Below are 15,259 nucleotides of genomic sequence, written 5' to 3' on the forward strand. Positions count from 1 at the left end.
GCCTCACATCCGGAAGACGCCGAAGGACTCGGTGCCGCGCACCGGCGCCGAGTGGATCGCGGAGAGCGCGACGCCGAGCACGTCCCGGGTGTCCCGCGGGTCGATGATCCCGTCGTCGTAGACCATGCCGGACAGCACCAGCGGCATCGACTCGGCGGTGATCTGCTGCTCGATCATCTGCCGGACGACCTGCGCGCCGTCCTCGTCGAACGGCCGGCCCCGGGACAGCGCGGACGCCTTCGACACCAGGTACGTGACGTCGGCCAGCTGCTGCGCCCCCATCACCGCCGAGCGGGCGCTGGGCCAGGAGAAGACGAACCGCGGCTCGTACGCCCGCCCGCACATGCCGTAGTGGCCGGCCCCGTACGAGTTGCCGATCAGCACCGAGACGTGCGGGACGGTCGAGTTGGCCACCGCGTTGATCATCATGGCGCCGTGCTTGATGATGCCGCCCTGCTCGTACTGCTTGCCGACCATGTACCCGGTGGTGTTGTGCAGGAACAGCAGCGGGGTGTTCGACCGATTGGCCAGCTGGATGAACTGGGCGGCCTTCTGCGACTCGGCGCTGAACAGCACCCCGTTCGCGTTGGCCAGGATCCCGATCGGGTAGCCGTGCAGTCGCGCCCAGCCGGTCACCAGCGAGGTCCCGTACAGCGGCTTGACCTCGTCGAAGTCGCTGTCGTCGACGATCCGCGCGATGATCTCCCGCGGGTCGAAGGGCGCCTTCAGGTCGGGCGGCACGATGTCGAGCAGCTCGTCAGCGGCAAACCGCGGCTCTTTTACCGATAAAGGCGACTTACCTGATTTTTCCCAACCTAGCCGCGCAACGATCCGGCGCCCGATCCGGATCGCATCCTGCTCGTCCAGCGCATAATGGTCGGCCAAACCGGACACCTGCGCGTGCATCGACGCCCCGCCCAGCGACTCGTCGTCCGACTCCTCCCCGGTGGCCGCCTTGACCAGCGGCGGCCCGGCCAGGAACACCTTCGACCGCTTCTCGATCATCACGACGTGGTCGCTCATCCCGGGCAGGTACGCCCCGCCGGCCGTCGAGTTCCCGAAGACCAGCGAGATCGTCGGGATCCCCGCCGCCGAGAGCCGGGTCAGGTCCCGGAACACCGCCCCGCCCGGGATGAACACGTCCTTCTGCGTCGGCAGGTCCGCACCCCCCGACTCCACCAGCACGACCAGCGGCAGCCGGTTCGCCAGGGCGATCTCGTGCATCCGCAGCGTCTTGCGCAGCGACCACGGGTTGCTCGCGCCACCCTTGACCGTCGGGTCGTTCGCCACCAGCAGGCACTCGACGCCGCTGACCACGCCGATCCCGGCCACCACGCTGCCGCCCACCGCGAACGGCGAGCCGTAACCGGCCAGCGCCGCCAGCTCGAGGAACGGTGAATCGAGGTCGAGCAGCAGCTCGATGCGCTCCCGGGCGGTCATCTTGCCGCGTGCGTGGTGCCGCGCGACCGCGTTCTCGCCGCCGCCGGCCACGGCCTTCGCGGTCTCGGCGGCGATCTCGCCGAGGGCGGCGAGCATCGACTTGCGGGCGGCGGCGGCCTCCGGGGCCGCCGGGTCGAGGGTGGAGCGGAGGACGGTCACCGGGATTCCTCCAGGAGGGACACGGGAATGTCGACATGGCGGGAGCGCAGCCACTCGGCCAGGCCCTTGGCCTGCGGATCGAAACGGGCCTGATAGGCGACGCCCTCGCCGAGCAGACCCTCGATCACGATGTTGACCGCCAGCAGGTTGGGCAGGCGGGTGAGGTGGAGCTTCTTCCCGGCGGTCTCCGGCAGCAGCTCGCGCACCGTCTCCTCACAGATCAAATTCTCGAGCCAGAGGTACGCGTCGGGGCGGCGCACCCAGATGCCGATGTTGGCGTCGCCGCCCTTGTCGCCGGAGCGCGCGCCGGCGATCGTCCCGAGCGGGAGGCGACGGGTCTGCTCGGCGCCTGTGGGTGGGTCGGACGCGGGCGCGATGCCGGCTGTGGATGGGTCGGACGCAGGCGCGATGCCGGCTGTGGATGACGGCTCGGAATTGTCGGTCCCGGGTGGGATGCTCGGCCCCACCCAGGACGGGGTGGGGGCGGTCTGTGGCCCCACCGCCGGATCTTGCGAAAAAACCGGCGGCGGCGGGATCCGCGCGACCGTCCCGTCGTCCAGCACGACCTCGTGAGCCACCGAATCCTGCGGGACGTACCCCGCCGTGAAGACGCCGTAGGGATGGGCCGACCCGGGCGGCGTGGTGGCGAAGAAGCCCGGATACGACCCCAGCGCCACCTGCACCGCGGCGTTGCTGAACGCCCGATCCACCACCGGCCGCGAGGTGTCCCGGCCGACCACCGTGAGCAGCGCCGACGCCTGCTGCTGGGTGGGCGCGTCGGCGGCGTCGACCCGGGCCAGGGTCCAGGTCAGCTCGGCGGGCCGCGTCGGCAGCCCCGCCTCGAACTGGCGGCGGAACAGGCCGGCTTTCGCCTCGACGTCGAGGCCGGTGAGCACGACGGTCACCTCGTTGCGGTAGCCGCCGACCCGGGTCCGCGAGACCTTGAGCTCCGGCGGTGGCGGCTCGCCGCGTACCCCCGAGATCGCGACCCGGTCCGTGCCCACCTGCCGCAGCGAGATCGAGTCGAGCCGGGTGGTCACGTCCGGCCCGGCGTAGCGTGCGTCCTGCACCTCGTACATGAGCTGGGCCGTGACCGTCCCGACGGTGACCGCGCCGCCCGTGCCCGAATGTTTCGTGATGACGCTGGACCCGTCCGGCGAGATCTCCGCGATCGGAAATCCCGGCGCCGCCAGGTCGCTGATCTCGGTGAAGAACGGATAGTTGCCGCCGGTGGCCTGGGTGCCGCATTCGAGCACGTGCCCGGCGACGGTCGCACCGGCGAGCTGATCGAGAGCGAACTGGTCCCAGCCGAAGTGGGCGATGGCCGGCCCGATCACCAGCGAGGCGTCGGTGACCCGGCCGGTGACCACGATGTCGGCCGCCATGGCCCGGGCGATGCCGAACGCGCCCAGGTACGCGTGGTCGCCGGGGCCCAGCTCGTCGCCGCGGACGAGCGCGACCGTGGGGGAGAGCCCCTGGTCGGCGGCGAGCGACCGGATCGCCGCGACGAGCGCCGCCGGGTTGACGCCGCCGGCGTTGGTCACGATCCGCACCTGCCGGTCGAGCGCGAGCCGCAGACAGTCCCGCAGCTGGGCCACGAAGGTGGGCACATATCCCATCGCGTCGTCCGCCAGCCGGTCGCGCGACAGAATGAGCATGGTCAGCTCGGCGAGGTAGTCGCCGGTGAGCACGTCGAGGTCGCCGCCCTCCAGCATCTCGCGCATCGCGGAGAGCCGGTCCCCGTAGAAGCCGGAGCAGTTGCCGATGCGGATCACAGCCCCGAGGCTCGCACAGGCGGCAAAAACAAGCAAGTGCGCTTGTTTTTCCGGGGCACGGAAAGCTACCGTGCGGTAATGCGGCTCAACGAGGACCACCACGCCTTCCGCGACAGCGTCCGCCGGTTCGTCGACACCGAGGTCAACCCGCACGTCGACGAGTGGGAGGCGGCCGGTCGCGCCCCGCTGCACGACCTGTTCCCGAAGGCCGCCGCGCTCGGCCTGCTCGGCCTCGAGTACGACCCGCGGTTCGGCGGAGAGGGCGCCGACCACAGCTTCCAGATGGTCGCCGCCGAGGAGTACGGCCGGATGCACGCCAGCGGCGTCGGCATGGCCCTCGGCGTACAGGCGATGATGGCCACCCCCTCGCTGCACGAGTTCGGGTCGGCCGAGCTCAAGGAGACGTTCCTGCGGCCCGCGATCACCGGCGCCGCGGTCACCGCGATCGCCGTCACCGAGCCGGACACCGGCTCCGACGTGTCCCGGCTGCGCACCCGGGCGGTGCGCGACGGCGACGACTGGGTGATCACCGGGCGGAAGGTGTACATCACCAACGGCACCCAGGCGGACTGGCTGTGCCTGCTCGCCCGCACCTCGGACGAGGGCGGCTACCGGGGCATGTCGCAGATCGTCGTGCCCACCGACCGGCCCGGGTTCGCCGTGGCCCGCACGTTCGACAAGCTCGGCAACCGCTGCTCGGACACCGCCGAGCTGGTGCTCGACGAGGTGCGGGTGCCGGTCGCGTACACGATCGGCGAGCCCGGCCGCGGCTTCCAGCAGCAGATGCGGCAGTTCGTCACCGAGCGCATGTTCGCCGCGTACACCTCGGTCGGCCAGTGCCAGTACGCGCTGGACCGGACGCGGGCCTTCGTCAAGGAGCGAAGCGTGTTCGGGGCGCCGCTCGCCGACCGGCAGTACGTGGCGTTCAAGCTGACCGAGCTGCAGGCCGAGGTGGACCTGCTGCGCAGCCACAACCTGCAGACCTGCGAGGCGCTGATGGCCGGCGAGGACATCACCCGGCCGGCCACGGTGGCGAAGCTCAAGGCCGGCCGGCTGATCCGCGAGGTCGCCGACTGGTGTCTGCAGTTCCACGGCGGCGCCGGCTACCTGGAGGAGACCTGGACGTCCCGGATGCTCCGGGACGTCCGCCTCATGTCGATCGGCGCCGGCGCCGACGAGGTGATGCTGCAGGTGCTGGCCCGCCTGGACGGCCTGCCCGCGTGAGCGCCTCGGTCACGACGGCGTGATCAGGCGGGTCTCGTAGGCGACCACCACGGCCTGCACGCGGTCGCGGAGGCCGAGCTTGGCCAGGATCCGGGCGACGTGCGTCTTCACGGTCGCCTCGGACAGGAAGAGCCGCCCGGCGATCTCGACGTTGCTCAGGCCCTGCGCGACCAGGATCAGGACCTCGCGTTCGCGGGGTGTCAGGGCGGCGAGGTCGCGGTGCAACGGCGACTCCCGCGGTCCGGGCGTGGTGAAACGTTCGACCAGGCGGCGGGTGATGCTCGGGGCGAGCAGGGCGTCACCGTCGCGGACGATGCGGACCGCGGCGACCAGGTACTCGGGGGTGACGTCCTTGAGCAGGAAGCCGCTGGCGCCCAGGCCGAGGGCCGCGTAGACGTAGTTGTCGAGGTCGAACGTGGTCAGCATGATGACCCGGGGCGGCTCGTCGCCGGCCAGGATGCGGCGGGCGGCCTCGATGCCGTCCATGGCCGGCATGCGGATGTCCATGAGGACCACGTCGGGGCCGGTGCGCCGGACCGCGTCGACCGCCTCGGCGCCGGTCTCGGCCTCGGCGACCACGTCGATCCCGTCCGCCGTGAGGATCATCCGGAAACCGGCGCGGACGAGCGCCTGGTCGTCGGCGATCACGACCCGCAGCGGCTCGGTCATCGGGATTCCAGGGGCAGCTGGGCCTGAACCCGGTAGCCGCCGGTGAGCCGGGCGGCGGCCTGCAGGGTGCCGCCGTACACGGCGAGCCGCTCCCGGAGGCCGGCGAGGCCGCGCCCGGTGGAGCCGGCGGATTCCGGGGTCGGCCGGCCGCCGGTGTCGGTGACCGTGATACGCAGCTCGTCCGGCGCGTAGGTGACGTCGACCGTGGCGCGGGCGCCCGAGGCGTGCTTCACGGTGTTGGTGAGGGCCTCCTGCACGACACGGTAGGCGGCGAGCTCGACGCCGGCCGGTAGCGGGTGCCGATCGCCGCTGGTGGTGACGGTGACGTCGATGCCGGCGTCGCGGACCCGGTCGATCAGCGGGGGGAGCTGGGCCAGGCCGGGCTGCGGGGTGAGGGTTTGCTCGTCGTCGTCCGCGGCGGCCAGCAGGCCCATGACGCCGCGGAGCTCGCCGAGGGCCGCCCGGCCGCCCTCCTCGACGGCCAGCAGGGCCTCCCGGCTGGCCTCGGGCGCGGTGTCGAGCACCTTGCGGGCGGCACCGGCCTGGATGACCATCATCGACACGTTGTGGGTGACGATGTCGTGCAGGTCGCGGGCGATGCGGGCGCGTTCCTGGCGAGTGGCCTCGCGCAGCGCGTCGGCCCGTTCCCGGCGCAACCGGTCGGCGTGCTGACGCCACGTACGCATCCCGTTGACGGCCAGCCCGATGGGCAGCAGGACCAGGAACGGCACCGTGCCGACCGGGACGATCGGCACGGCAAGGTCGTGGAACGAGCTGTACAGCAGCGCCGCGAGCGGCAGCGCGGCCAGCGCCGGCACCCGGTAGGGGCTGTACGCGGCGGCGGTGTACCCGGCGATCACGCAGGCGTAGAACGAGACGCGCAGGATGTCGGTGCCCGGCGACTCGCCGTGCAGCGACAGCACGGTGATCCCGAGGATGACCATGAGCGTCCCCAGCGGGTAGCGGCGGCGCATCAGCAGCGGGAGGATCGCGGCGACGGCGATCCAGCCCGGACCCTGCGGATTGACGGGCCACGGCTCAGGGGGAAGGACCGGAACTACCGGCGCGCCGGGAATATCCGGTATGTGCATCACCGTCGTTCCGTCGCTGGTGGTCTCGAACAGGTGCCCGGCGATGTCGGTGCCGCTGAGGACCACGACTATGAATACCGCGACCAGCAGCACGTCGAAGGCCCAGTTGCGGGGGGTCATCCGCGGCTGCGGACCATCACGGCGCAGCACCGGCGCGCGAAACCGGCGCCATCGGGAGCGCGGCGGTGGATCAGCGTTCACCGGCCCATTGTGTCCGGGCGGGCGAACCGCACGCATCCATCGGGCGACTACGCCGCAAGGATGACCCCGGCCCGCGAAGCCGCTCTCCCGGCCGACGACCGGTGCGGCCGGTTCTCCCTAGCGTCACCCACCATGATTGATGTCGCAGATGTGAGCCGCCGCTACGAGGGCGACCAGGCCGCCCTCGACCACCTGAGCCTGTACGTGGCCGAGGGCGAGTGCCTGGCGCTGCTCGGCCCCTCCGGCAGCGGCAAGTCGACCCTGCTCAACCTGATCGCCGGCCTCGACCGTCCCACCGGCGGCACCGTGACGGTCGCCGGCACCCGGGTGGACCGGCTGAGCGAGGCCGCCGCCGCCCGCTACCGGCGGGCCACCATCGGCCTGGTCTTCCAGTTCTTCAACCTGCTCGACGACCTGACCGTCGCCGACAACGTGCTGCTGCCCGCGCAGATCGCCGGGCGGCCCGCCGCCCGGTCGCGCGAACGCGCCCGCGAGCTGCTCGAGACCCTCGGCATCGACCGGCACGCCGACGCCTATCCCGGCCGTCTCTCCGGCGGAGAACGCCAGCGGGTCGCCGTGGCGCGGGCGCTGATGAACCGGCCGCCGTTGCTGCTCGCGGACGAGCCGACCGGCGCGCTCGACACCGCGTCGGGCGCGGAGGTGCGCAAACTGCTGGTCGACCTGCACGCGGACGGCCAGACGATCGTCCTGGTCACTCACGACGAGGCCCTGGCCACCGCGGTCGCCACCCGCACCGTCCGCCTCGTCGACGGGCGGGTGACGGGCATGACCGACTGCACCGAGCGGCACCTCCGTGAGTTGCGCGGCCAGGCCGCAGGCGAGGGCCAGAAGGGCATGCCTGAGGAGGGCACGGCCTGATGAGCGCCATCCGGACCGTGGTACGTGGGGCGCAGCGACGCCGGGTCTCCACGATCGTGATCATCGCGGCGACGACGATGGCCGTGACCGCGACCGTCCTCGCCGGCCTGCTGCTGGCCGCGTCGTCGGCGCCGTTCGCCACCGCGTTCGCCCGGCAGAACGGCGCGCACCTGACCGCGCTCTTCGACTCGGCGAGGACGACCAGGGAGCAGGCCGCGGCCACCGCCTCGCAGGCCGGGCAGGCGATCGGCCCGTTCCCGGTGGCCACCGCCACCGTCAAGCAGGATCCGCACAACCCGCCCATCCCGCCGCTGAAGGTCGTCGGGCGGGCGAACCCGGGCAGCGACCCGATCGACAAGGTCACCCTGCTGGCCGGACGCTGGGCGCGCACCACGGGCGAGATCGTGGTGGCCCGCACCAACCTGATGATCCCCACCGGCACCACGCTGCGGCTGGCGAACGGGTCCACGCTGACGGTCGTCGGCGAAGCCCGGTCGCTCAGCCAGACCGCGCAGGGCTGGGTGACACCCGACGAGGTCGCCGCGCTCGGGCAGACCGGCTGGCAGATGCTCTACCGGTACGCCGACGCGGGCACCGAGGCCGCGATGACCGCGCACCGCACCGCGCTGGGACCGGGCGTGCAGGCCCAATCCTGGCTGCAGGTGCGCGACGACGCCGGGCACCGCACCCGGCTGTACGTTCCGCTGCTGAGCGCGTTCGGGCTGATCGGCCTGGCCCTGGCCGCGCTGGTCATCGGCAACGTCACCGCGGGCACGGTCGCCTCGGCCACCCGCCGCATCGGCGTCATGAAGGCGCTCGGGCTGACCCCGGCGCAGGTGGTGCGCGCGTGCCTGGCCCAGGCCCTGATCCCCGGCCTGATCGGCGCGGTCCTCGGGATCATCGCCGGTGACCTGCTCGCGGTGCCGCTGACCGCCGACGTCGCCGACCTGTTCGGCACCGTCCCGATGTCGGTCACCCCGTGGGTGGACGCCGCCGCGATCATCGCCGCCGTGCTGGTCATCGCCGCGACCGCGGCACCCGCCGCGTGGCGGGCCGCCCGGTTGCGCACGGTCGACGCGCTCGCCGTCGGCCGCACCCCGCACCACGGCCGTGGCCGCGTCGCCGCCCGGCTCGCCGCCCGCACGAGGCTGCCGAGGCCGGTCAGCCTCGGGCTCGCCCAGCCGTTCACCAGGCCGGCCCGGCTGCTGGCCATGCTGCTGACGATCGGGATCGGCACGGCGGCGGTGACCTTCGCGATCGGCCTGGCCATCTCGCTGCGTCAGGTCCAGGCCGCCGACCAGAAGCCGGACACCTCCGCCGACGTGCTCGTCGCGCCGGATCCGGGCGGCACCGACCCGCGGGCCGTCCTCGCCGCCGCGCCGGGAACCGGGCAGTTCTACGGCCGGGGACCCGCGGACATCGCCGTCGACGGGCTGCGGGAGCCCGCTCGCGGCACCGTCACCAGCGGCGACGCCCGCTGGGCCGGTTACGAGATGCTCGACGGCCGCTGGTACACCGCACCGGGCGAGGCCGTCGTCAGCACCGGCTTCCTCACCGCCACCGGCAAGCACCTCGGCGACACGGTCACCGGCGCCGGCCACGGGCCGCTCACCCTTGTCGGCGAGGTGTTCGACGGCAGCGCCAACAACCACCTGTACACCGACGTCGCGAGCATCCCCGGCCAGAAGCCGATCCTCGAGTGGTACGTCAAGCTCCGGCCCGGCACCGACCGCACCGCCTACCTCGAGGCGCTGCTGAGCAAGCACGTAGTCGCCGAGGCCACCCGGACCGAGGGCCTGGACGGGACGCTGATCGTGCTCGACTCGCTCACCGCCCTCCTCACGGCGCTGCTGGTGTCCGTGGCCGGGCTCGGTGTGCTCAACGCGGTCGTGCTCGACTCGCGCGACCGGGTGCACGACATCGGCGTACACAAGTCGGTCGGGATGACGCCGAAGCAGACCGCCGCGATGGTCGTCGCCTCGGTCGGCATCCCCGGCCTGATCGGCGGCCTCGCCGGTGTCCCGGCGGGACTCCTGCTGCATCGATGGGCGCTGCCCGCCATGGCGCACGGCGCCGGCATCCGGCTTCCCCGGACCACCGTCGACGTGTTCGCGCCGGGCCTGCTCGCCGTCCTGGCGCTGGCCGGCCTGGTCCTCGCGGCCGCCGGCGCCCTGCTCCCGGCGGGCTGGGCGGCCCGGACCCGCACAGCGGTGGCACTGCGCACCGAATGAGAGCCCGGACCGCCGACGGAGGGAGGGCACACTAGCCGCCGTAGCTGTAGCCGCCGCCGCTGCCGGGGACCTTGACCGGCAGCCCGCGGCGTGCCCGCTCGCCGCGCCAGGCCACCTGGCAGATGTCCCACGCCGTGCCGACCACCACGATCAGGATGATCAGAAGTGAGAGCCAGTGCTTCACGTCCGAGTCCGGGCCGACCGTCGCGAACCGGTGGAACTCCGGGTTGAAGAACCGGTCGGTGGCCAGCAGCCAGACCAGCGGGACCGCCCCGGCCAGCTGCAGCACGGCGTTGACCAGGGTGACCGTGCGGTTCCACGTGCCCAGCCGCCACACCCACACCTGGTAGGCGCACTGCAGCAGGAGCACCACGATGAAGTACGGCCACCAGAACGACCAGTTCGCCGGGTCGAGCACCGGGACGCCGAGGGTGAACTGCTGCCAGACCAGCGCCGCGATCAGCAGCACCGGCCAGACCAGGCTCATCGCCAGCTGCGCGACCGGCATCCCGCTCGGCTCGTACTTCGGCAGATCCTTGACCGACCAGGCGACCCGCAGTTTGTCCTTCGCGGTGCCGGTGCGCTCGATGATCGCGAAGATCAGCGTCGTCCAGAACAGCATCTGCACGCCGACGGTGAGCGTGGTGGTCACCGCCGTGCCGATCACCTCGCCGAACGTCGAGCCGTCGAGCACCTCGAGGACGACCAGGACGGCCACCACGAGCGGCAGCACGGTGGACAGCAGCGTCACGGTCAGCCGCCGCCACGGTGGAAAGAGGGCCGGCCCGATCAGGTAGCCCGAGCGCCCCGCGTAGCTGTCGGCCAGCCGATCCGGATCGCCGAGCTCGGTCAGCGTCGCCTCGACGGCGGCGTCGCGCTCCGCCCCGGCGTCCACCCGGGCGTCCACCGCGTCCGCTATGGACGCTCGCAGCTCACGGTCGATGTCGGCGCGCTGCTGCTCCGGGACGCGGCGCAGAGCGGTGTAGACGTAACGGTCGACGAGACTGGTCATTTCTTGCTCCCCGTGGTCGTGTCCAGATCGGTGATCGCCTTGCCGAGCCGGGACCACTCGGTGGTCAGCGTGTCGGCGAGCGCGTCGCCCTGCTCGGTGGTGCGGTAGAACTTCCGCGGGCGCGCCTCGTCCGTGTTCCACTCGCTGGTCAGCAGCCCCTGCGCCTCGAGCCGGCGCAGCAGCGGATAGAGCGTGTTGGCCTCCACCTCGAAGCCGGCCCCGCTCAGCGTCTCGAGCAGCGAATAGCCGTAGCCCGGCTCCCGCAGCACCATCAGGCTCGCGACGACCACCGTGCCGCGCCGCAGCTCCTGCAGATGCCCCGCGAGCGTCGCATCCATTGTCATGCGAGAGACGATACTGTGCCACACACACTATGGCAAGCTGATACAGCGATGTGCGATTCAAAGGCAGATCATTCGGTACGCGACGACGGCCCGGCAACCGCAGCGGCGGCCGCCCCCGATGCGCCTCGCGAGCTGGCTGCAACGCCAGCCCGTGACGCGACCGCCGGGCGGAGATCGGTGGTCAGATCCGGACGCGATGACCCGCGGGTGATACGTGAGCGCCCCCTCGCGGTCCACGCCGCCGGTTCCTACGCAGCGCGACGACCACGACCGCGACCAGCGCGAGCGCACCGGCGCCGAGGGATCCGACGAGCCACCACGAGACCGTCGACGGCGGATCGGTCATCGTCCCCGAGATCCAGCCCGCGAGCTGATCGGTCCGGGCCGCGAAGTCGGCGCCCGCGTGCGGGCACAACGGCCCGGTGCTGACCACCGCCAGCAGGGTCGCCGTCCCGTCCCTGCCCTCGCGGAAGTACGGCCCCCCGGAGTCGTGCGGGCAGGCGCTGGTGTCGTCCGCCGGCCGGGCCCCCGACATGTCCAGCGTCGTGTCCCGCACCCCGTCGACCTCGAACACCCCGGTCCGCAGCCCCGGCGACGCCGCGTCCTCGTCCCCGGTCAGCGCGCCGAACCCGGTCAGCCGCAGCCGGTCGCCGACCCGCGGCGGCTCGGTACCGACCCGGATCGGGCGGACCCCGCTGATCGGCGCGCTGAGCTCGGCCAGCGCCACGTCGTGGTCCGGCGCCTGGTACGCCGCGATCACCGGGACGGTCCGGGCGCCCACCGTGGCCGTCGTCCGCCGGGCGACCGTCCGGCTGACGTGCTTGCCGCCGGCGTCCCGGAAGCAGTGCCCGGCCGTGATCACCCAGCGCGGCGCGACCAGCGACCCGGAGCACCAGCTGTCCCGGCTGCCGCCGTCCCCGGTCGGGATGCCGATCATCGTCAGCTTGGCGGAGAACTGGTACTTCCCGGCCGGCGGACGGTCCCCGTGCGCGATGGCGTCCGCCGGTCGAGGGGTCCCCACGACCATTGCCACCACCACCGCGCCGAGGGCGAGATAGTTTCGCACCGTACGTAGCACGGCGATCAGGCTGCCGGGCGGGCCGTCGAGCGACCGTCAGCGAGCCGCTTACGGAACCTTTATCCGGCCCGTGCCAGCCTGTGGCGTACACCGAAGAAGGGGAACCGCGTGCGGGTGCTGCTGGCCGACGACGAGCGGATGCTCGCCGACACGGTGGCCGACGGCCTGCGCCGGCTGGCGATGGCGGTCGACGTGGTCTACGACGGGGACAGCGCCGTGGAGCGGCTCGACGTGAACCGCTACGACGTGGCCGTCCTCGACCGGGACATGCCGGGCCGCACCGGCGACGAGGTGTGCCGCCGCATCGTGAGCTCCGGCGCCACCACCCGGGTGCTGCTGCTGACCGCCGCGGCCGGGATCCGGGACCGGGTCGAGGGGCTCGGGCTCGGCGCCGACGACTACCTGACCAAGCCGTTCGCGTTCGCCGAGCTGGTGGCCCGCCTCCAGGCCCTCTCCCGGCGCTCGGCCCCGGCCCTGCCCCCGGTGCTGGAACGCGACGGCGTCACGCTCGACACCACCCGGCACACCGCGTCCCGCGACGGCCTCGTCCTCACCCTCTCGCCCAAGGAGTTCGCCGTGCTGCAGGTGCTGCTGCGGGCCGGCGGCCAGGTGGTCAGCGCCGAGGACCTGCTCGAACAGGCCTGGGACGAGAACGCCGACCCGTTCACCAACTCGGTCCGGGTCACGATCATGACGCTGCGCCGCAAGCTCGGCGACCCGCCGGTGATCCACACCGTGCCCCGCGTCGGCTACCGGCTCGGCTCGTGACCCACCGCTCCCCGGCCCGGCGGATGCTGCTGGTCTGCGCCCTGCTCCTGCTCGCCGCCCAGTTCGCCGGGAGCCTCGCCGACCGGCTGGTCGCCCTCTGGGTCGACTTCGTGCCGGTCTCGTGCGGCTCCCCGGGCAACGCCGGCTACCTGTGCAACCAGCTGTTCCGGCACCCCAGCATCGTCCCGCTCACCACCCGGCTGCTCGTCCTGCTGGTGCTGCTGGCGATCGGCGCGGCCGCGATCCGCTGGTGCCTCGCCCCGCTGCGCGACATCGTCCCGCTGATCGCCGACGTCGGCCCGCAGAACCTCGGCCACCGCCTGCGCCCCGGCACCGGCCGCGACGAGCTGGCCACCCTGGGCCGCGCCATCGACGACATGATGGACCGGATCGCCGTCGGCTACGACGCGCAGCGCCGGTTCGCCGCCGACGCCTCGCACGAGCTGCGCACCCCGCTCGCCGTACAGCGGGCACTGATCGAGATCAGCATGGCCCAGGATCTGACCGCCGGCCAGATCGCGCTGCTCGCCACCCAGCTGCTGGAGACCAACCAGCGCAACGAGCGCCTGATCGAGGGCCTGCTGGTGCTCAGCGAGAGCGACCGCGGCCTGGTCGCCCGCTCCCCGGTACGCCTGGACGAGGTCACCCGGACCGTGCTCGCCGCACACCAGGCCCGCGCCGCCGAGTCCGGGGTCACCATCACCAGCACGCTCGAGCCGCGCACCGTCCAGGGCGAGCAGGTGCTGCTGGAACGCCTGGTCACCAACCTCGTGCAGAACGCGATCAAGTACAACCGCCCGGGCGGCACGATCGACGTCCGGGTCGCCGGCCACCCGGCGCTGATCGTCACGAACACCGGCGACGACGTCCCGCCCGAGGAGGTGACCGGCCTGTTCGAGCCGTTCCACCGCCTCTCCGGCACCCGCATCGACCACAGCGGCGGCGCCGGCCTCGGGCTGTCCATCGCCCGCTCGATCACCCGCGCCCACGGCGGCACCATCGCCGCCCACTCCACCGGCCACGACGGCCTGCGGGTCCAGGTGTCCCTCCCGGCCCAGGAGACGGCACCGGCCCGCACGCCCTGATCGTGGTCGATGCGTACCCCGGCCTGACACCGCCCTTACCGAACGCTTACCCGGCGGCCCTAGGGTGGCCGCCATGACGGACCGATCCGTGGTGGCGCACGTACTGCGGCGGCTGACGTTCGGGCCGACCGCGGCCGAGGTGGACGCCGCGGTGCGCGACGGGCTGCCGGCGACCGTCGACCGGGTCCTCGCGCCGCCCGGCCCGGTCGCGTACCCGTCGCTGCCGCCGGTCGACCGCAGCGACCGGCAGGCGGCACAGGCTCAGGTCGCCGACGCCACCGCCTGGTGGATCGGGCAGATGGCCGGGCGCGGCGGGACCGCTGCCGAGAAGCTGACCTTCTTCTGGCACGGTCACTGGGCCACCAGCGTGCAGAAGGTGCGCTCGGCCGGCCTCATGCTCACCCAGCAGAAAACCTTGCGCACGTACGGGTCGGGCCCGACCGGCCCGCTGGTCCGGGCGATGCTGCGCGACCCGGCGCTGATCGTCTGGCTGGACGGGCAGAAGAACACCCGCCGGGCGCCGAACGAGAACCTGGCCCGCGAGTCGATGGAGCTGTTCACGCTCGGCGTCGGCCACTACACCGAGGACGACGTGAAGGCGGCCGCCCGGGTGCTCACCGGCTGGACGGTCGACCGGCAGGCCGGCACCAGCCGCCTCGCCCCGGCCCGGCACGCCACCGGCCCGGTCACGCTGCTCGGCCGGACCGGACCGCTCGACGTCGACGGCTACGCCGACCTGCTCGTCCGGCACCCGCAGCACGTGCCGTTCCTGGCCGGGCGGGTCTGGCTGCGCTACGGCGGAACCGGCCCGGCGCCGGCCACGCTCACCGCGGCCGGCAACGACGTGCCCGCCATCCTGCGCGCGCTCGCCCTGGACCCGGCCTTCCCGCGAACCGCCGGGCAGCTCGTCAAGCAGCCGGTCGAGTGGCTGGTCGGCGCGGTCCGCCAGCTCGGCGTCGACCCGGCCGCGGCCCGCAAGCCACTGCAGGCCGGGCTGCGCGCACTCGGCCAGGTGCCGTTCCGCCCGCCGAGCGTGGGCGGCTGGCCGGCGGGGGAGGCCTGGCTCACCACCGCCGCCTGCCAGGCCCGGCTGCGCACCGGCCAGGCCCTCGCCGCCCTCGCCACGGCGACGACCCAGAGGCTCGCCGAGGCGGCGGAGGCCGACCGGCTCGACGCGCTCGCCCGGCTGCTCGCCGTGGACGCCTGGGCCGGCCGGACCGCCGCGGTGCTGCGGCCGGCCGCGAAGAACCCCGAGCGGCTGCTCGCGATCGGCCTGGCCACCCCCGAGTACACGGTCTGCTGA

13 protein-coding genes are annotated in these 15,259 nt (G+C 73.0%); 6 read left to right on the forward strand and 7 right to left on the reverse strand.

Annotated features, from left to right (window positions below; genetic code table 11):
• Positions 1-3: 3 nt before the first annotated feature.
• Together ODJ79_RS24200 and ODJ79_RS24205 are read right to left on the reverse strand one after the other, a co-directional pair.
• On the reverse strand, positions 4-1,599 hold the full coding sequence (locus ODJ79_RS24200) for an acyl-CoA carboxylase subunit beta (protein WP_263025845.1): 1,596 nt from the start codon (positions 1,597-1,599) through the stop codon (positions 4-6).
• Positions 1,596-3,374, reverse strand: a complete 1,779-nt coding sequence (locus tag ODJ79_RS24205) for an acyclic terpene utilization AtuA family protein (RefSeq protein WP_263025846.1) — start codon at positions 3,372-3,374, stop codon at positions 1,596-1,598. Before ODJ79_RS24205 ends, ODJ79_RS24200 begins: the two co-directional genes overlap by 4 nt.
• A gap of 78 nt (positions 3,375-3,452) precedes the next feature.
• Here ODJ79_RS24205 and ODJ79_RS24210 point away from each other — a divergent pair, with 78 nt between their 5' ends.
• On the forward strand, positions 3,453-4,598 hold the full coding sequence (locus ODJ79_RS24210; RefSeq protein ID WP_263025847.1) for an acyl-CoA dehydrogenase family protein: 1,146 nt from the start codon (positions 3,453-3,455) through the stop codon (positions 4,596-4,598).
• Between the two features lie 9 nt (positions 4,599-4,607).
• Here the strand turns inward: ODJ79_RS24210 and ODJ79_RS24215 are convergent, their stop codons facing one another.
• Positions 4,608-5,267, reverse strand: a complete 660-nt coding sequence (locus ODJ79_RS24215; protein WP_263025848.1) for a response regulator — start codon at positions 5,265-5,267, stop codon at positions 4,608-4,610.
• Positions 5,264-6,559, reverse strand: a complete 1,296-nt coding sequence (locus ODJ79_RS24220) for a sensor histidine kinase (protein ID WP_263025849.1) — start codon at positions 6,557-6,559, stop codon at positions 5,264-5,266. Before ODJ79_RS24220 ends, ODJ79_RS24215 begins: the two co-directional genes overlap by 4 nt.
• A gap of 132 nt (positions 6,560-6,691) precedes the next feature.
• Here ODJ79_RS24220 and ODJ79_RS24225 point away from each other — a divergent pair, with 132 nt between their 5' ends.
• Positions 6,692-7,438 (forward strand): ABC transporter ATP-binding protein, encoded by a 747-nt coding sequence (locus ODJ79_RS24225; RefSeq protein ID WP_263025850.1) that lies wholly within the window; start codon positions 6,692-6,694, stop codon positions 7,436-7,438.
• Entirely contained in the window at positions 7,438-9,669 is a 2,232-nt protein-coding gene (locus ODJ79_RS24230) for an FtsX-like permease family protein (RefSeq protein ID WP_263025851.1), read from the forward strand. Before ODJ79_RS24225 ends, ODJ79_RS24230 begins: the two co-directional genes overlap by 1 nt.
• Positions 9,670-9,700: 31 nt before the next feature.
• Here the strand turns inward: ODJ79_RS24230 and ODJ79_RS24235 are convergent, their stop codons facing one another.
• The 3 genes from ODJ79_RS24235 to ODJ79_RS24245 form a co-directional block, all read right to left on the reverse strand.
• Positions 9,701-10,681 (reverse strand): permease prefix domain 1-containing protein, encoded by a 981-nt coding sequence (locus ODJ79_RS24235; RefSeq protein ID WP_263025852.1) that lies wholly within the window; start codon positions 10,679-10,681, stop codon positions 9,701-9,703.
• On the reverse strand, positions 10,678-11,025 hold the full coding sequence (locus ODJ79_RS24240; RefSeq protein ID WP_263025853.1) for a PadR family transcriptional regulator: 348 nt from the start codon (positions 11,023-11,025) through the stop codon (positions 10,678-10,680). Before ODJ79_RS24240 ends, ODJ79_RS24235 begins: the two co-directional genes overlap by 4 nt.
• 181 nt (positions 11,026-11,206) lie before the next feature.
• Entirely contained in the window at positions 11,207-12,103 is an 897-nt protein-coding gene (locus tag ODJ79_RS24245; protein WP_263025854.1) for a S1 family peptidase, read from the reverse strand.
• A 108-nt stretch (positions 12,104-12,211) separates the two neighbouring features.
• Between ODJ79_RS24245 and ODJ79_RS24250 the strand changes: the two genes are divergently transcribed.
• From ODJ79_RS24250 to ODJ79_RS24260, 3 genes are all read left to right on the forward strand, one after another.
• On the forward strand, positions 12,212-12,871 hold the full coding sequence (locus tag ODJ79_RS24250; protein ID WP_263025855.1) for a response regulator transcription factor: 660 nt from the start codon (positions 12,212-12,214) through the stop codon (positions 12,869-12,871).
• Positions 12,868-13,956, forward strand: coding sequence for a sensor histidine kinase (locus ODJ79_RS24255; protein ID WP_263025856.1), 1,089 nt, complete (start codon positions 12,868-12,870; stop codon positions 13,954-13,956). Before ODJ79_RS24250 ends, ODJ79_RS24255 begins: the two co-directional genes overlap by 4 nt.
• Positions 13,957-14,029: 73 nt before the next feature.
• Positions 14,030-15,259: a DUF1800 family protein gene (locus ODJ79_RS24260; protein WP_263025857.1), complete on the forward strand. Its 1,230-nt coding sequence runs from the start codon at positions 14,030-14,032 to the stop codon at positions 15,257-15,259.

Source organism: Actinoplanes sp. KI2 (assembly GCF_025630775.1).
Classification (GTDB): Bacteria; Actinomycetota; Actinomycetes; order Mycobacteriales; family Micromonosporaceae; genus Actinoplanes.